Here is a 15302-nt window from a genome sequence, read left to right as displayed (position 1 = left end):
CCCTTCGCTGTCGCCGAGTTGGCGGCAGCGTAAGAGAGAGTGGTTACCGTGTGGTAGCCCCTGGAGGAACCGCAGGGACTGGAAAAACAAGAATCACGTCAGATCGGATGGCGCCTCAGCACTCGATGATGTTGACCGCCAGCCCGCCCCGCGCCGTCTCCTTGTACTTGACGCTCATGTCCGCGCCGGTCTCCTTCATCGTCTTGATGACCTTGTCGAGGGAGACCTTGTGCGAGCCGTCGCCGCGCATCGCCATCCGGGCCGCCGTGACCGCCTTCACCGCGGCCATGCCGTTGCGTTCGATGCACGGGATCTGGACCAGACCGCCGACCGGGTCGCAGGTCAGGCCGAGGTTGTGCTCCATGCCGATCTCGGCCGCGTTCTCCACCTGCTCGGGGGTGCCGCCCAGCACCTCCGCCAGCGCGCCCGCCGCCATGGAGCAGGCCGAGCCGACCTCGCCCTGGCAGCCGACCTCCGCGCCGGAGATCGACGCGTTCTCCTTGAAGAGCATGCCGATCGCTCCGGCGGCCAGCAGGAAGCGCACGACCCCGTCCTCGTCCGCGCCGGGCACGAAGTTGATGTAGTAGTGCAGGACCGCCGGGATGATGCCCGCGGCACCGTTCGTGGGGGCGGTCACGACCCGGCCGCCGGCCGCGTTCTCCTCGTTCACCGCCATCGCGTAGAGCGTGATCCACTCCATCGCGCGGGCCGTCGCGTCGCCCTCGGCGCGCAGCTGGCGCGCGGTGACGGCCGCGCGGCGGCGCACCTTCAGGCCGCCGGGGAGGATGCCCTCCCGGGACATGCCCCGCGCCACGCACGCCTCCATGACCCGCCAGATGTCCAGCAGTCCGGAGCGGATCTCCTCCTCCGAACGCCACGCCCGCTCGTTCTCCAGCATCAGTGAGGAGATCGACAGTCCCGTTTCCTTCGTCAGCCGCAGCAGCTCGTCGCCCGTGCGGAAGGGGTACTTCAGGACCGTGTCGTCGAGCTTGATGCGGTCGGCGCCCACCGCGTCCTCGTCCACGACGAAGCCGCCGCCGACCGAGTAGTACGTCTTGGAGAGCAGCTCCTTGCCCTCGGCGTCGTACGCCCAGATCGTCATGCCGTTGGCGTGGTACGGCAGCGCCTTGCGGCGGTGCAGGATCAGGTCGTCCTCGAAGGAGAACGGGATCTCGTGCTCGCCGAGGAGCTTCAGACGGCCCTTCGCCTTGATCGCCTCCACCCGCTCGTCGGCCGTCTCGACGTCCACCGTGCGCGGGGAGGCGCCCTCCAGGCCGAGCAGGACCGCCTTCGGGGTGCCGTGACCGTGGCCGGTCGCGCCGAGGGAGCCGTACAGCTCGCAGCGCAGGGACGCCACCGACGCCAGCAGGTCCTCGTTGCCCAGCCGGAGGGCGAACATGCGGGCCGCGCGCATCGGGCCGACCGTGTGGGAGCTGGACGGGCCGATGCCGATCGAGAACAAGTCGAAGACCGAGACGGCCACGGGTGACTCCTCACTACGGGGGTGGTGCAAAAGGGGGTGGTACAGGTGTGCGGGCACCGCGCACGCAGGTACTCCCAGTGTGCGCGGTGCCCCGCAAAAGGTGACTTACTTGTTCAGCCCCGGGTACAGCGGGTGCTTCTCGGCCAGGGCCTTGACCCGGGCCTTGAGCCCCTCCGCGTCGCAGGACGGCTTCAGCGTCTCGGCGATGACGTCCGCGACCTCCGCGAAGTCCTCGGCCGTGAAGCCGCGGGTCGCCAGGGCCGGCGTGCCGATGCGCAGGCCCGAGGTGACCATCGGCGGGCGCGGGTCGTTCGGGACCGCGTTGCGGTTGACCGTGATGCCGACCTCGTGCAGGCGGTCCTCGGCCTGCTGCCCGTCCAGCTCCGAGTCGCGCAGGTCGACCAGGATCAGATGCACGTCCGTGCCACCGGTCAGGACGTTCACGCCGGCCTCGCGCGCGTCGGCGGCCGTCAGCCGCTCGGCGAGGATCTTCGCGCCCTCGACCGTACGGCGCTGGCGCTCGCGGAACTCCTCCGACGCGGCGACCTTGAAGGACACCGCCTTGGCCGCGATCACGTGCTCCAGGGGGCCGCCCTGGAAGCCAGGGAAGACGGAAGAGTTCAGCTTCTTCGCGAAGTCCTTCTTCGCGAGGATGATGCCGCCGCGGGGACCGCCCAGCGTCTTGTGGGTGGTGGAGGTGACGACATCGGCGTACTCCACCGGGTTCGGGTGCAGGCCCGCCGCGACCAGACCGGCGAAGTGCGCCATGTCCACCCACAGGTACGCCTCGACCTCGTCAGCGATCCGGCGGAACTCGGCGAAGTCCAGCTGCCGCGGGTACGCCGACCAGCCCGCGATGATCACCTTCGGGCGGTGCTCCTTGGCGAGCCGCTCGACCTCGGCCATGTCGACCAGGCCGGTCTCGTCCACGTGGTAGGCGACCACGTCGAACTGCCTGCCCGAGAAGTTCAGCCGCATCCCGTGGGTCAGGTGGCCGCCGTGCGCCAGGTCCAGGCCGAGGATGGTGTCGCCGGGCTGGGCCAGCGCGAACAGGGCGGCCTGGTTGGCGGAGGCGCCGGAGTGGGGCTGCACATTGGCGTATTCGGCGCCGAACAGCTCCTTGATCCGGTCGATGGCGATCTGCTCGGTGACGTCGACGTGCTCGCAGCCGCCGTAGTAGCGGCGGCCGGGGTAGCCCTCGGCGTACTTGTTGGTGAGGACCGAGCCCTGCGCCTCCATGACCGCCAGCGGGGCGAAGTTCTCGGAGGCGATCATCTCGAGGGTGGACTGCTGGCGGTGCAGCTCGGCGTCGACCGCTGCGGCGACCTCAGGGTCGAGCTCGTGCAGGGACGTGTTCAGAAGGGTCATCTGCGGGTGCGCTCCTCAGCCGGCGATGTGGGCGTCGTACTCGTCGGCGGACAGCAGGTCGGCCGGCTCCTCGGACACGCGCACCTTGAACAGCCAGCCGCCCTCGAACGGCTCGGAGTTCACCAGCGACGGGTCGTTGACCACGTCCTCGTTGACCTCCGTGATCTCGCCGGTGACCGGGGAGTACAGGTCGCTGACCGACTTGGTCGACTCCAGCTCGCCGCAGGTCTCGCCCGCGGTCACCGTGTCACCGACCTCCGGGAGCTGGACGAAGACGACGTCGCCGAGCGCGTTGGCCGCGTGCTCCGTGATGCCGACCGTCGCGACGCCGTCCTCGGCGTCCGACAGCCACTCGTGCTCCTTGCTGTAGCGCAGCTGCTGGGGGTTGCTCATGGCCTGAATTCTCCTGTACGCGGGGGAGTGGTGGTGAAGGGAGTACTGCTGGAGACGTGCGTGAGCACGGCGGAGGTGCGCGGGATCACGCCACCTGTCCGCCGAGTGCCTACTTCTGGCGCTTGTAGAACGGCAGCGCCACGACCTCGTGCGGCTCGTGGCTGCCCCGGATGTCCACCCCGACCCCGGGCGTGCCCGGCGCGGAGTGCGCGGCGTCGACGTACGCCATCGCGATCGGCCTGCCCAGCGTCGGGGAGGGCGCCCCGGAGGTGACCTCGCCGATCACCTCGCCGCCCGCGACGACCGGGTACCCGGCCCGCGGCACGCGGCGGCCCTCGGCGACCAGGCCGACGAGGACGCGCGGCGGGTTCTCCTCAGCACGGGCCGCGGCCTCCTCCAGCGCGGCACGCCCCACGAAGTCGCCCTCCTTGTCGAACTTCACCACCCGGCCGAGCCCAGCGTCGAAGGGCGTCAGCGAGGTGCTCAGCTCGTGCCCGTACAGCGGCATGCCCGCCTCCAGGCGCAGCGTGTCCCGGCAGGAGAGCCCGCAGGGGGTCAGACCGGCGGGCGCGCCCGCCTCGGTCAGCGCCTGCCACAGCTTCTCGGCGTGCTCCGGCGCGACGAACAGCTCGAAGCCGTCCTCGCCGGTGTAGCCGGTGCGCGCGATGAGGGCGGGGACGCCCGCCACCGTGCCGGGCAGGCCCGCGTAGTACTTCAGGCCGTCGAGATCGGCGATGGGGGCACCTCCCTGGTCGAGCGAAGTCGAGACCTTGGGGGAGAGGGACTTCAGGATGCCGGGGGACTCCGGGCCCTGGACGGCGATCAGCGCGTACGCGTCCCGGTCGTCGCGCACCGCGGCGGCGAAGCCCGCTGCACGCTCGGTCAGCGCGTCGAGGACCACCTGGGCGTTGGAGGCGTTGGCGACGACCATGTACTCGGCCTCGGCCAGCCGGTAGACGATCAGGTCGTCCAGGATGCCGCCGTCCTCCTGGCAGATCATGGTGTAGCGGGCGCGGCCCACGCGGACGGAGGCGATGTCGCCGGCGAGCGCGTGGTTGAGGAACCGGTCCGCCTCCGGCCCGGTCACCGTGATCTCGCCCATGTGCGAGAGGTCGAACAGCCCCGCCTTGGTACGGACGGCGACGTGCTCGTCGCGCTCGGAGCCGTACCTGAGGGGCATGTCCCAGCCGGCGAAGTCGGTCATCGTCGCGCCGAGCGAACGATGCAGGGCATCGAGCGCGGTGCGGCGCAGGGGGCTACTGCTCATCGGTTGTGCTCCCAGGGCGTGGGTCCCCCCGCGCGAGCGAATTCGAGCGTGGGGGAGGGCGAGGTCGGTCCTCCCCATCTGTCATCGGAACCTGAGAGGTTCGCCATGAACGCCCGCACGGCGGGGCGTCACGGCTTGCACCTTGGGTGGAGCCACCGAGAAGCGGCCCGCTTTCCAGATGTGCCTCGCCCGCGCGGTATCGGGGCCTGAGAGATTCAAGGGAGGGACTTGCTCCTTCGGCGCCCGGGCCCACGTACGTACCCCGTACGTCCCCGGAACTCTCCCGCGCGGATTCAAGCGGCCGGTATGCAGTTGGCGCGCACATCATTGCACGCCTCGCCCGATCGTGGCAGGCCGCGTGGCAACCGGCCCGGGGCCGCCCCCGTGGCCGGCTTCCGGACGTATCTGTGACCGGCTTGTGGCAGTACGCGAACGCCACCGGGAGAAACCGTCCATTACCTTCTCTTTACACTCGGCGGGGATGGGACTTCCTGACCGCAAGGGAGGACGATCACGGTGGACAGGACGACGGCGTACGCCATGACCACGGGCATCGCGGTACCCCGACAGCCCGCAGCCCCGGCCCGGGAGGCCGGCGCGCCGGTGCCGGCGCCGGTGGTCCGCGACCTGCGCGACCGCGGGGGCCACAGCCCGTACGGGCTCACCTTCGGCGCCCGCGACCTCGTCGTGGTCACCGGCCTGCCCGGCAGCGGCAAGTCCACGCTCATGCGGCGCACGGTGCGCGGCGCCCGCGTCGACTCCCAGGACACCCGCGACCGCTGGGACGCCCGCCTGGCCCGCTTCCTGCCGTACGGGGCCTACCGTCCGCTGGTCCGCCTCGCGCACTACGCGGGCCTGCGCCGCGCCGTGCGCGCCGGCACCGGAGTCGTCGTGCACGACTGCGGCACCCAGACCTGGGTGCGCACCTGGCTGGCCCGCGAGGCCCGGCGCCGCGGCGGCACGCTGCATCTGGTCCTGCTCGACGTCACCCCCGACACGGCCCTGGACGGTCAGCGCGAGCGGGGCCGAGGCGTCTCCGGGTACGCCTTCCTGCGCCACCGCCGCGCCACCCGCCGGCTGCTGCGCGCCGTCGAGCGGGGCCGGCTCCCGCAGGGCTGCGGCTCGGCGGTCCTGCTCGACCGGGACGCGGCGGACGTACTGCGCCGGATCGACTTCGCGGACGCTGCGGAAGCAGCGGAATGAATCGCGGTGCCCGCGCACCCGTTAGCCTTTTGGCCACACCAGTGGTACTCGGCAGGCGGTAGGCAGATGGACATCCCGGCGGACCTTCCCGCGGACTTCCCGGCACAGGCGCACCCCCATCCGCACGGCGGATGGCCGGGCAACGAGCTGGAGGAGGTGCTCTCCGCCTCGCTCGGCATCCCCTCGGCGGGCGGCCGGATCATCGAGGTGCTCGGCCGCAGCTTCCTGTGGGTGCCGCTGCCGAACGGCGGTGGCCCGCACAGCGGCCCCCTCGACCTGCCCACGCTGGAGATCGAGGGCCAGGCGTACGTCCCGGTGTTCAGCTCGGAGGAGCAGTTCCGCCACGCCGCCGGCGGTCACATGTCGTACACCATCGCGCCCGCCGCCGAGTTCGCCCGCGGGCTGCCCCCGCAGGTCGGCATCGCGGTCAACCCGGGCGGCGTGGTCGGCATACCCCTGCCCCCGGACGCGGTGGCCGAGCTGTGCCGCGTCGGACGCACCCCGCTGGACGGCCCCACGACCGGCGGCCGCGTCCGCCTCTTCGAACCGGACTGGCAGGACGACCCGGTGGACTTCCTCGCCGCCGCGTCCGCCGAGTTCACGGCGACCGGCGTGGTCCTCACGGCACGCCGCTGCCTCGCCGCCATCGAGACGGCGGACCCGGTGCTGTTCATCGGCGTGGAGCTCTCCCAGTGGGAGGGCGACCTCCGCACCCTCCCCATGGACGCCCTGGGCCGCGCCCTGGCCAAGGTGGCGGTCAAGTGGCCGGTCAACCTGGTCCTCCTGGACGTGGCCCAGGACCCGGTGGCCGACTGGATGAGAGAGAACGTCCGGCCGTTCCACCAGCAGGGGTACTGAGCAGGGCACCCCGTCAGGGGCGCCCTGCTCAGGGGCGCGGGGAACTGCGCGCCCAGCCACGAACGACCCGCACCCGCCGGCCGGCAGCAGCCCCGAGCTCTCAGGCACCCGCGGCCGGCGGCAGCCACCGCGCACCGGCTGTCAGCGGACCCGCCTAACCTGGTTTCATATGCGGAGCACATCGTCAGCGAAGGGGCGGTAAAGGGTGAGCGGGGTGAGCGCGAGCGGCACCACGGCCGGCCAGGTCGAACACATGCTGCGCCAGGTGACGCCCGGGCGTTACGACGCCTACGAGGCGCTCCTTCGCGCGCTGGCCACCCCGTCCACCGGCAGGGTCTGGATGCTGCTCTGGCACGGCCAGGCCGGCTCGCCCGACGCCCAGTACGCGACCATGGAAGTGGACGGCCACGGCTACACGCCGTGCGTCACCTCGGCACAGGAGCTCTCGGCCAGCGGCTGGACCCGCTCCTACGAGGTGATCGACGGCGCCGACGTGGCCCGCGCCCTCTATCCCGGCCACTACGGCCTGTGGCTGAACCCGCACGCGCCCGGCGGTGGCGTCGGCATCCCCTGGCTGGACCTGCGCCGCATCGCCGTCGGCCTGGAGCACCAGCCCGCGGGCCCCCTCAGGCTGTCCGAACCGGCCATCGAGATCCCGCAGTTCTACGCCCTGCTCACCCAGAACGCCCACCGCACCCCCGCCGTGCGCTCCCTGCGCCGCGCCTGGGTGCAACCCGCCCTCGGCGCCCCGTACCTGGCGATCGGCCTGGACGTCTACGACACTTCACCGGCCGCCGTCGACTCGGTGAGGACGATGATGCAGCAGTCGGTCACGGCCGTCCCGGAGGGCCTGCCGGTGTCGACGGTCGCGCTGTCCGACGAGGACGACCCGGTGGCGATGTGGCTGCGCGTCAACTCCCGTCCCTTCTACGACCGCGAGGCCCACGCCCCGGCACCGGCCCCTGCGGCGGGCGGCTACGGCTATCCGCCGGCGCGCGGGGCGTACTGAGTCCGTACTTCCCGTGCGGAGGACTGGCCTCGGCACCCGGAGCCCTTCTTCGCGCGTAGATGAGGGTGAATGGTCCCTCAATCAGGCGATGTTGTCCTGTTTGTCGACGTCCGCACGGCGTTACCCGCCGTCCGGATAACGGATCTCCCCAGTCCGCATCACGTTTATGCATCCTTTCACCGTCAAGTCTGGCGCTTGATCGCAGCGACGCTGAAGACTCCCGACTCAAGCGCGAGATGGAGATCTCGTGATCGATGGCAAGTCGACAAAGCCGCAAACCGCGGCAGGCGCAGGCCGGTCACCACCGGCGAGAGGGGTCGCTCACCGTGACCGCACCGATCGAGACCACCGGGGCGGCAGCCGAGGCACGGCCGGAGGCTGTGCTGGCGGGTGCCGGTAAGGGGCAGATCGAAGGTCGTTCCCTGGGGCAGATCGCCTGGTCCCGGTTCAAGCGGGACCGAGTCGCCGTGGCCGGCGGCGTCATCGTGATCCTGCTGATCGTCCTGGCGACCCTCTCCCGCCCCATCCAGGCCATGTTCGGCCTGGACCCCAACGCCTTCCACCAGGACCTGATCGTCCCCGACACATCCCTGCCCAAGGGCGGCTGGGGCGGTATGAGTTTGGATCACCCGCTGGGCGTCGACCCGAAGTTCGGCCGGGACATCGCCACCCGCATCCTCGAGGGCTCCTGGGTCTCCCTGGTCGTCGCCTTCGGCGCCACGATCCTGTCCAACGTGATCGGCGCGGTCATGGGTGTCGTCGCGGGCTACTACGGCGGCCGTGTCGACTCGATCGTCAGCCGGCTGATGGACATCTTCCTCGCCTTCCCCCTGCTGCTGTTCGCCATCGCCATCTCCGCCACCCTCCAGGGCGGCGCCTTCGGCCTGAACGGACTGCCGCTGCACCTGAGCGTGCTCATCTTCGTGATCGGCTTCTTCAACTGGCCCTACCTGGGCCGGATCGTGCGCGGCCAGACCCTCGCCCTGCGTGAGCGCGAGTTCGTCGACGCCGCCCGCGGTATGGGCGCCAAGGGCCCGTACATCCTGTTCCGTGAGCTGATGCCCAACCTGGTCGGTCCGATCATCGTCTACTCGACGCTGCTCATCCCGACCAACATCCTCTTCGAGGCGTCCCTGAGCTTCCTGGGCGTCGGCATCCAGCCCCCGCAGGCCTCCTGGGGCGGCATGCTCCGGGACGCGGTCACCTACTACCAGGTCGATCCCCAGTACATGATCGTGCCCGGGCTCGCCATCTTCATCACCGTCCTGGCGTTCAACCTGCTCGGCGACGGTCTCCGCGACGCTCTCGACCCCCGCAGCCGCTAGGCACCCCGAGAGCCCATCAAGTTTCCGATCAATGGAGGGGAAGCAGACCACCATGCGAAGGTCAGCACTGGCCGCGGTTGCGGCCATCGGCTCCGCCAGCCTGCTACTCGCAGCCTGCAGCAAGGCCGATGACAACAAGGACAACCCGAAGGCGGCCGGTGCGAACGCGGCGACCAAGGGTGTCGTCAACGCGTCCGACAAGAAGGGCGGCACGGTCGTCTACGAGATGTCGGACGTGCCGGACTCGTTCGACCCGGGCAACACGTACTACGCGTACATGTACAACTTCAGCCGGCTCTACGCACGCCCGCTGATGACCTTCGAGCCCGCCCCGGGCGAGAAGGGCAACACCCTCGTCCCGGACCTCGCCGCGAGCAAGGGCGTCTCCAGTGAAGGCGGCAAGACCTGGACGTACAAGCTGCGTTCGGGCCTGAAGTACCAGGACGGCACGCCGATCACCTCGAAGGACGTCAAGTACGCCGTCGAGCGGTCGAACTTCGCGCGTGACGTGCTCTCGCTCGGCCCCAACTACTTCCAGCAGTTCATGAAGGACGGCGACAAGTACAAGGGTCCGTACAAGGACAAGGACCCCAAGGGCCTGTCCTCGATCGAGACGCCGGACGACACCACGATCGTCTTCCACCTGAACCGCCCGTTCCAGGAGTTCGACTACCTGGTCGCCGCGCCGCAGACGGCTCCGGTGCCGCAGTCCAAGGACGACGGCGTCGACTACGTCAAGCACATCGTGTCCTCCGGCTCCTACCAGTTCCAGAGCTATCAGGAGGGCAAGCAGGTCGTCCTGGTTCCCAACAAGAACTGGGACCCGAAGACCGACCCGCTGCGCAAGCAGCTGGCGAGCAAGATCGTCGTCAACCTGAAGGTCAACGCCGAGACCATCGACAAGGACCTCCAGTCCGGCGATGCCACGGCGGAACTCACCGGTAACGGTGTCCAGGCCTCGACCCAGGCGAGCCTGCTCAACTCCGCGGACGGCAAGGCCAGCACCGACAACACCTACGGTGGCCGCCTCGTCTACGCGGCGATCAACACCAAGGCCAAGCCGTTCGACAACGTCGAGTGCCGCAAGGCCGTCGAGTACGCCATCGACAAGGTCGCCGTGCAGACGGCGCAGGGCGGCCCGATCCGCGGTGACATCGCCTCCACCGTCCTGCCGCCGGACATCACCGGCTACCAGAAGGCCGACGCCTACCCGAGCCCGGGCAACAAGGGCGACGTGACCAAGGCCAAGGAGCACCTGAAGGCCTGCGGCAAGACGTCGATCACGACCAACATCACTGCGCGTTCCGACCGTCAGCAGGAGGTCGACGCGGCCACGGCGATTATCAGCTCGCTGAAGAAGGTCGGCATCAACGCGACGCTGAAGCAGTACCCGCAGGGCAAGTACTTCACCGACTACGCGGGTGTGCCGAAGTTCACCGAGCAGCAGAACATCGGCATCATGATGATGCAGTGGGGCGCCGACTGGCCCTCCGGCTACGGCTTCCTGCAGCAGATCCTGAACAGCAAGGCGATCAGCCAGTCCGGCAACACCAACCTGTCGCAGTACAGCAACAGCAAGGTCGACGACATGCTGGCGCAGGCGATCGCGGAGCCGGACGTGGCCAAGCGCAACGCCCTGTACGCGCAGATCGACAAGCAGACGATGGACGACGCCGTTCTCGTTCCGCTGACCTACTTCAAGGTCCTGCTGTACCGCTCGCCGTACGCCACCAACGTGGTCTCCACGGCCGCCTTCAGCGGTCAGTACGACTACCTCAACCTCGGCACCACGAAGAAGTAGCAGCCCCGGAAGGCAGGTGAAGGCATTGGTGCCCGCGGGCTCCCCGCCCGCGGGCACCAGCGCCGTCCCCCGTGATCTCGTACATCCTCCGCCGGACGCTCGCGGCAGTGATCCTGCTGCTGGTCGTCACCGCGGTCACCTTCGCCATCTTCTTCCTGCTGCCGCGACTCGCCGGCCAGACGACGGACCAGCTGGCGCAGCAGTACCTCGGCAAGAGCCCGTCGAAGGCGGACATCGTCGCGGTCAAGCACAACCTCGGTCTGGACCAGCCCGTCTACGTCCAGTACTGGCACTTCGTCAAGGGGATCGTGGCCGGTGCCGACTACAACATCGGCCCCACCACGGTGCGCTGCGACGCACCCTGCTTCGGCTACTCGTTCAAGACGCATGAGGCGGTCTGGCCGCAGCTCACCTCCCGCCTTCCGGTGACCATCTCGCTGGCCGCCGGCGCCGCCGTGCTGTGGCTGGTCTCGGGTGTCGTCGTCGGTGTCATCTCCGCGCTCAAGCCGCGCTCGATCTTCGACCGCACCTTCATGGGCGTCGCACTCGCCGGTGTGTCGCTGCCCATGTTCTTCACGGGCAACCTGGCGATCCTGCTCTTCACCTACCAGTGGCCGATCTTCGGCCGCACCTACGTCCCGTTCACCGAGAACCCCTCGGAGTGGGCCAACACCCTGTTCCCCGCCTGGTGTTCGCTGGCCCTGCTGTACTCCGCCATCTACGCCCGGCTCACCCGCTCGGGCATGCTGGAGACAATGAGCGAGGACTTCATCCGCACGGCCCGGGCCAAGGGTCTAAAGGAGCGCGTCGTCGTCAGCAAGCACGGCCTGCGTGCCGCCCTCACCCCGATCGTCACCGTCTTCGGCATGGACCTCGGCCTGTTGCTCGGCGGTGCCGTGATCACCGAGACCGTGTTCTCGCTGCACGGGGTCGGCCAGTACGCGGTGCAGGCCATCGACGACAACGACCTGCCCCCCATCCTCGGCGTGACCCTGCTCGCCGCCTTCTTCGTCGTCATCGCAAATCTCGTGGTGGACGTGCTGTACGCCGCCGCCGACCCGCGGGTGAGGCTCTCGTGACCGAACTCTCCAAGACCGGCGCCGCAGTGGGCGAGCCCGCCCCGGCGTCCCAGCCCCCCAAGGCCTTCCTCGAGGTCCGTGACCTCCAGGTGCACTTCCCGACCGACGACGGCCTCGTCAAGTCCGTCGACGGGCTGTCCTTCTCGCTGGAGAAGGGCAAGACCCTCGCCATCGTGGGGGAGTCCGGTTCCGGCAAGTCGGTCACCTCGCTCGCCATAATGGGCCTGCACCGACTCGGCGCGCGCGGCAAGAACGTGCGGATGTCCGGCGAGATCTGGCTGGACGGCAAGGAACTGCTCTCCGCCTCCCCGGACGAGGTGCGCAGGCTCCGCGGCCGCGAGATGGCGATGATCTTCCAGGACCCGCTGTCCGCGATGCACCCGTACTACAAGGTCGGCGACCAGATCGTCGAGGCCTACCGGGTGCACCACAAGGTCGGCAAGAAGGAGGCGCGCAAGCGCGCCGTCGAGATGCTCGACCGCGTCGGCATTCCCGAGCCGGCCAAGCGCATCGACGGCTACCCGCACGAGTTCTCCGGCGGTATGCGCCAGCGGGCCATGATCGCCATGGCGCTGGTCAACAACCCCGAACTCCTGATCGCGGACGAGCCGACCACGGCCCTCGACGTGACCGTGCAGGCGCAGATCCTCGATCTGATCCGCGATCTGCAGAAGGAGTTCGGCTCCGCAGTCGTCATGATCACCCACGACCTCGGTGTGGTCGCTGAGATCGCCGACGACGTCTTCGTGATGTACGGCGGCCGGTGTGTGGAACGCGGCCCGGCGGACGAGGTCTTCGAGAAGCCGCAGCACCCGTACACCTGGGGCCTGCTGGGCTCGATGCCCCGCATCGACCGCGAGACCTCCGAACGCCTCATCCCGGTCAAGGGCCAGCCGCCGAGCCTCATCAACGTCCCCTCGGGTTGCGCCTTCCATCCGCGCTGCCCGTACGCGGACATCCCCAAGGGGAACGTCACCCGCACGGTGCGCCCCGAGCTGGAGCAGGTGAGCAGCGGGCACTTCTCCGCCTGCCACCTCTCGGCCGAGGACCGCGAGCGGATCTGGACCGAAGAGATTGCGCCGAAGCTGTGAGTGAGACGAAGAAGACGGACACCGTCGCCGAGGCGACGGTCCCGGAGCAGGCGTCGGCTCCCGAGGAGCGCGAGGTGCTGCTCAAGGTCGAGAACCTGACGAAGCATTTCCCGATCAAGAAGGGCATCCTGCAGCGCCAGGTCGGCGCCGTGAAGGCCGTCGACGGCATCGACTTCGAGGTGCGCAGGGGCGAGACCCTTGGCGTGGTCGGCGAGTCGGGCTGCGGCAAGTCGACCATGGGTCGGGTCATCACCCGCCTGCAGGATCCGACCGGCGGCAAGATCACCTTCGAGGGTCAGGACATCACGCGGCTGAACACCGGGCAGATGCGCCCGCTGCGCCGCGACATCCAGATGATCTTCCAGGACCCGTACGGCTCCCTGAACCCCCGTCACACCATCGGCTCGATCGTCTCGGCGCCCTTCCGGCTGCAGGGCGTGGAGCCCGAGGGCGGAGTGAAGAAGGAGGTCCAGCGGCTCCTCGAACTGGTCGGTCTGAGCCCGGAGCACTACAACCGCTACCCGCACGAGTTCTCCGGTGGCCAGCGCCAGCGCATCGGCATCGCCCGCGCGCTCGCCCTGAAGCCGAAGCTGGTCGTCGCCGACGAGCCGGTCTCCGCGCTGGACGTGTCGATCCAGGCACAGGTCGTGAACCTCATGGACGACCTCCAGGAGGAACTCGGCCTCACCTACGTGATCATCGCGCACGACCTGTCGGTCGTCCGGCACGTCTCGGACCGGATCGCGGTGATGTACCTCGGCAAGATCGTCGAGCTTGCCGACCGCGACTCGCTGTACAAGGCGCCCATGCACCCGTACACCAAGGCGCTGATGTCGGCGGTACCGATCCCGGACCCGAATCGGAAGAACGCCAAGAGCGAGCGCATCCTGCTCAAGGGCGACGTCCCCTCACCGATCGCCCCGCCGAGCGGCTGCCGCTTCCACACGCGGTGCTGGAAGGCGACGGAGATCTGCCGGACCACCGAGCCGCAGCTGCTGGAGCTGAAGCCGGGGCAGCGGGTGGCCTGCCACCACCCGGAGAACTTCGAGGACCAGGCCCCGCAGGACACGGTGCTGCTCTCCGACGCGAAGGAGGCGGCGAGGCTGGTCGCCAATGACGTCCTCTCCGACTCGGCGCCGGAGAAGGCCACCGACGAGGCCACCGAGCCGCAGGGCGAGATCGTCGGCGCCGGGACGTCATTGGAGCCGACGGCGGATTCAGCGGTTGCCGGTGACGCCGCCGGTTCGGCTGAGGCGCCGGAGAGCGTCCGCGGAGAACCGGCGGGGGCCGAGCCCGCTGCGCACGACCGGTCAAAGGACCCTGCGGACTGACGGATCAGCTTCCGCCGTCCACGCGGCCGATCACTTCGCCACCCTGTCGAGCCACAGACTCGGCGGGGTGCGGTGCGTTTCCCCGCTACAAGCCGGGCCGTCCTCGACCGAGATCATTTTGTGATGTCTTGAAGAATGCTCTGCAGTCGTTGAGCTACGCTGTGCCAGTGCTGGATTGTGCTCTAATAAGTCAAGGCTGGTCTGTTGCGAACAATCCGCATACGATGGGATTCGTTCCGGCGATGCACTGACGGGGGTCATTGTGGTCTTACTGGAAGATGAGCTGCAATTTCGCATCCTCGGATCTCTTGAGGTTCGGGCCGCAGGGAAAAGAGTGATTTTAACCGCCCCCAAACAGCAGGCGGTTCTTGTTTCCCTGCTTCTCGGGGCCAACGAATTTGTTTCCATCGACAGCCTCGCTGACTATGTGTGGGACGGCCGGCCTCCGACGGCCTACCGGACCACCCTGCAGGCCTACGTCTACCGACTCCGCCGGTTGTTCGAGCGAAGCCCCGGCGTCGAGCTTTCCACGGGAATCGCCGGATACATGCTCGAGGTGAATCCCGTCGCCATCGATCTGCCGGTTTTCCGACAAAAGGTACAGGCGGCGCGTGAGTTGGTGAGATGCAGGCAAATTGAACCAGCGACACGCGAACTACGCGGCGCGCTGTCAGTTTGGCGAGGAAATGCCCTGTCCGGAGTCCCCGGGGAGCTGTTGCAGCAGGAGGCTTGATTCCTCGAAAGTGAGCGGCTCGCCGCGTACGAGGAGGTGTTGAGCCTGGAAATATCGCTGGGGAATCACCGGCGTATCATTCCCGAACTCGCCAAACTGGTCATTTCCCATCCACTGCGCGAAACGCTGGCCGCTCAGTTGATGCTGGCTCTCTACCGTTCCGGGATGCAGGCCGAGGCGCTGCAGAGCTATGCGGCCGCCCGGAGTCGACTCCGTGAGGAACTCGGGATCGAACCCGGCGTAGAGTTGCAGGAGCTGCACAAGGATGTGCTGAGTCGCCTGCCTGCCGAGACGATCCCGATACCTGCCTGGCCGGAGTGACGCCTCCTGCTGCATGCTCCGACCGGGATGAGCCGGTGCG

At 68.8% G+C, this 15302-nt stretch carries 12 protein-coding genes, 1 pseudogene and 1 riboswitch; of the genes and pseudogenes, 9 read left to right on the top strand and 4 right to left on the bottom strand.

Translation table 11 applies throughout. The features are described 5' to 3' along the window. Positions 1-115 precede the first annotated feature (115 nt). From AB0N14_RS30230 to gcvT, 4 genes are all read right to left on the bottom strand, one after another. Positions 116-1483: an L-serine ammonia-lyase gene (locus AB0N14_RS30230; protein ID WP_366028868.1), complete on the bottom strand. Its 1368-nt coding sequence runs from the start codon at positions 1481-1483 to the stop codon at positions 116-118. Positions 1484-1588: 105 nt separating this feature from the next. Then, entirely contained in the window at positions 1589-2851 is a 1263-nt protein-coding gene (glyA, locus tag AB0N14_RS30225) for a serine hydroxymethyltransferase (protein ID WP_366028867.1), read from the bottom strand. Positions 2852-2866: 15 nt separating this feature from the next. Beyond that, complete coding sequence (gene gcvH / locus AB0N14_RS30220) at positions 2867-3244, bottom strand: glycine cleavage system protein GcvH (protein ID WP_103837998.1); 378 nt, start codon at positions 3242-3244, stop codon at positions 2867-2869. A gap of 109 nt (positions 3245-3353) precedes the next feature. Further along, on the bottom strand, positions 3354-4511 hold the full coding sequence (gene gcvT, locus AB0N14_RS30215; protein WP_366028866.1) for a glycine cleavage system aminomethyltransferase GcvT: 1158 nt from the start codon (positions 4509-4511) through the stop codon (positions 3354-3356). A gap of 184 nt (positions 4512-4695) precedes the next feature. Continuing rightward, positions 4696-4807, bottom strand: a riboswitch (glycine riboswitch). A gap of 214 nt (positions 4808-5021) precedes the next feature. On the opposite strand from gcvT, the gene AB0N14_RS30210 reads away from it, so the two are divergent. The 9 genes and pseudogenes from AB0N14_RS30210 (at position 5022) to AB0N14_RS30170 (ending at position 15262) form a co-directional block, all read left to right on the top strand. Then, complete coding sequence (locus AB0N14_RS30210) at positions 5022-5714, top strand: AAA family ATPase (RefSeq protein WP_366028896.1); 693 nt, start codon at positions 5022-5024, stop codon at positions 5712-5714. 66 nt (positions 5715-5780) lie between these two features. Then, positions 5781-6572: an enhanced serine sensitivity protein SseB gene (locus AB0N14_RS30205; protein WP_366028865.1), complete on the top strand. Its 792-nt coding sequence runs from the start codon at positions 5781-5783 to the stop codon at positions 6570-6572. Between the two features lie 214 nt (positions 6573-6786). Further along, entirely contained in the window at positions 6787-7581 is a 795-nt protein-coding gene (locus AB0N14_RS30200; protein WP_366028895.1) for an enhanced serine sensitivity protein SseB C-terminal domain-containing protein, read from the top strand. Positions 7582-7907: 326 nt separating this feature from the next. Next, the gene (locus tag AB0N14_RS30195; RefSeq protein WP_366028864.1) at positions 7908-8906 is read left to right on the top strand and encodes an ABC transporter permease; all 999 of its coding nucleotides are present in this window, start codon (positions 7908-7910) and stop codon (positions 8904-8906) included. A gap of 52 nt (positions 8907-8958) precedes the next feature. Further along, positions 8959-10707 carry an ABC transporter substrate-binding protein gene (locus AB0N14_RS30190; RefSeq protein WP_366028863.1) on the top strand — a complete coding sequence of 583 codons (1749 nt, stop codon included), beginning with the start codon at positions 8959-8961 and terminating at the stop codon, positions 10705-10707. A gap of 71 nt (positions 10708-10778) precedes the next feature. Next, positions 10779-11786, top strand: a complete 1008-nt coding sequence (locus AB0N14_RS30185; RefSeq protein WP_366028862.1) for an ABC transporter permease — start codon at positions 10779-10781, stop codon at positions 11784-11786. Then, positions 11783-12877, top strand: coding sequence for an ABC transporter ATP-binding protein (locus AB0N14_RS30180; protein WP_366028861.1), 1095 nt, complete (start codon positions 11783-11785; stop codon positions 12875-12877). Before AB0N14_RS30185 ends, AB0N14_RS30180 begins: the two co-directional genes overlap by 4 nt. Next, entirely contained in the window at positions 12874-14208 is a 1335-nt protein-coding gene (locus tag AB0N14_RS30175; protein WP_366028860.1) for a dipeptide ABC transporter ATP-binding protein, read from the top strand. The genes AB0N14_RS30180 and AB0N14_RS30175 overlap by 4 nt, the downstream gene beginning before the upstream one ends. Positions 14209-14470: 262 nt before the next feature. Then, a pseudogene (locus tag AB0N14_RS30170) lies at positions 14471-15262 on the top strand (AfsR/SARP family transcriptional regulator). Positions 15263-15302 lie beyond the last annotated feature (40 nt).

It is taken from the genome of Streptomyces sp. NPDC051104, from assembly GCF_040682835.1.
GTDB classification, from domain to species: domain Bacteria; phylum Actinomycetota; class Actinomycetes; order Streptomycetales; family Streptomycetaceae; genus Streptomyces; species Streptomyces cynarae.
This window is presented reverse-complemented; position numbering and strand designations above follow the sequence as displayed.

Coding starts and splice junctions, on each gene's coding strand:
- glyA (WP_366028867.1), bottom strand. CDS start 2,851: ATGACCCTTCTGAACACGTCCCTGCACGAGCTCGACCCTGAGGTCGCC.
- gcvH (WP_103837998.1), bottom strand. CDS start 3,244: ATGAGCAACCCCCAGCAGCTGCGCTACAGCAAGGAGCACGAGTGGCTG.
- gcvT (WP_366028866.1), bottom strand. CDS start 4,511: ATGAGCAGTAGCCCCCTGCGCCGCACCGCGCTCGATGCCCTGCATCGT.
- AB0N14_RS30205 (WP_366028865.1), top strand. CDS start 5,781: ATGGACATCCCGGCGGACCTTCCCGCGGACTTCCCGGCACAGGCGCAC.
- AB0N14_RS30190 (WP_366028863.1), top strand. CDS start 8,959: ATGCGAAGGTCAGCACTGGCCGCGGTTGCGGCCATCGGCTCCGCCAGC.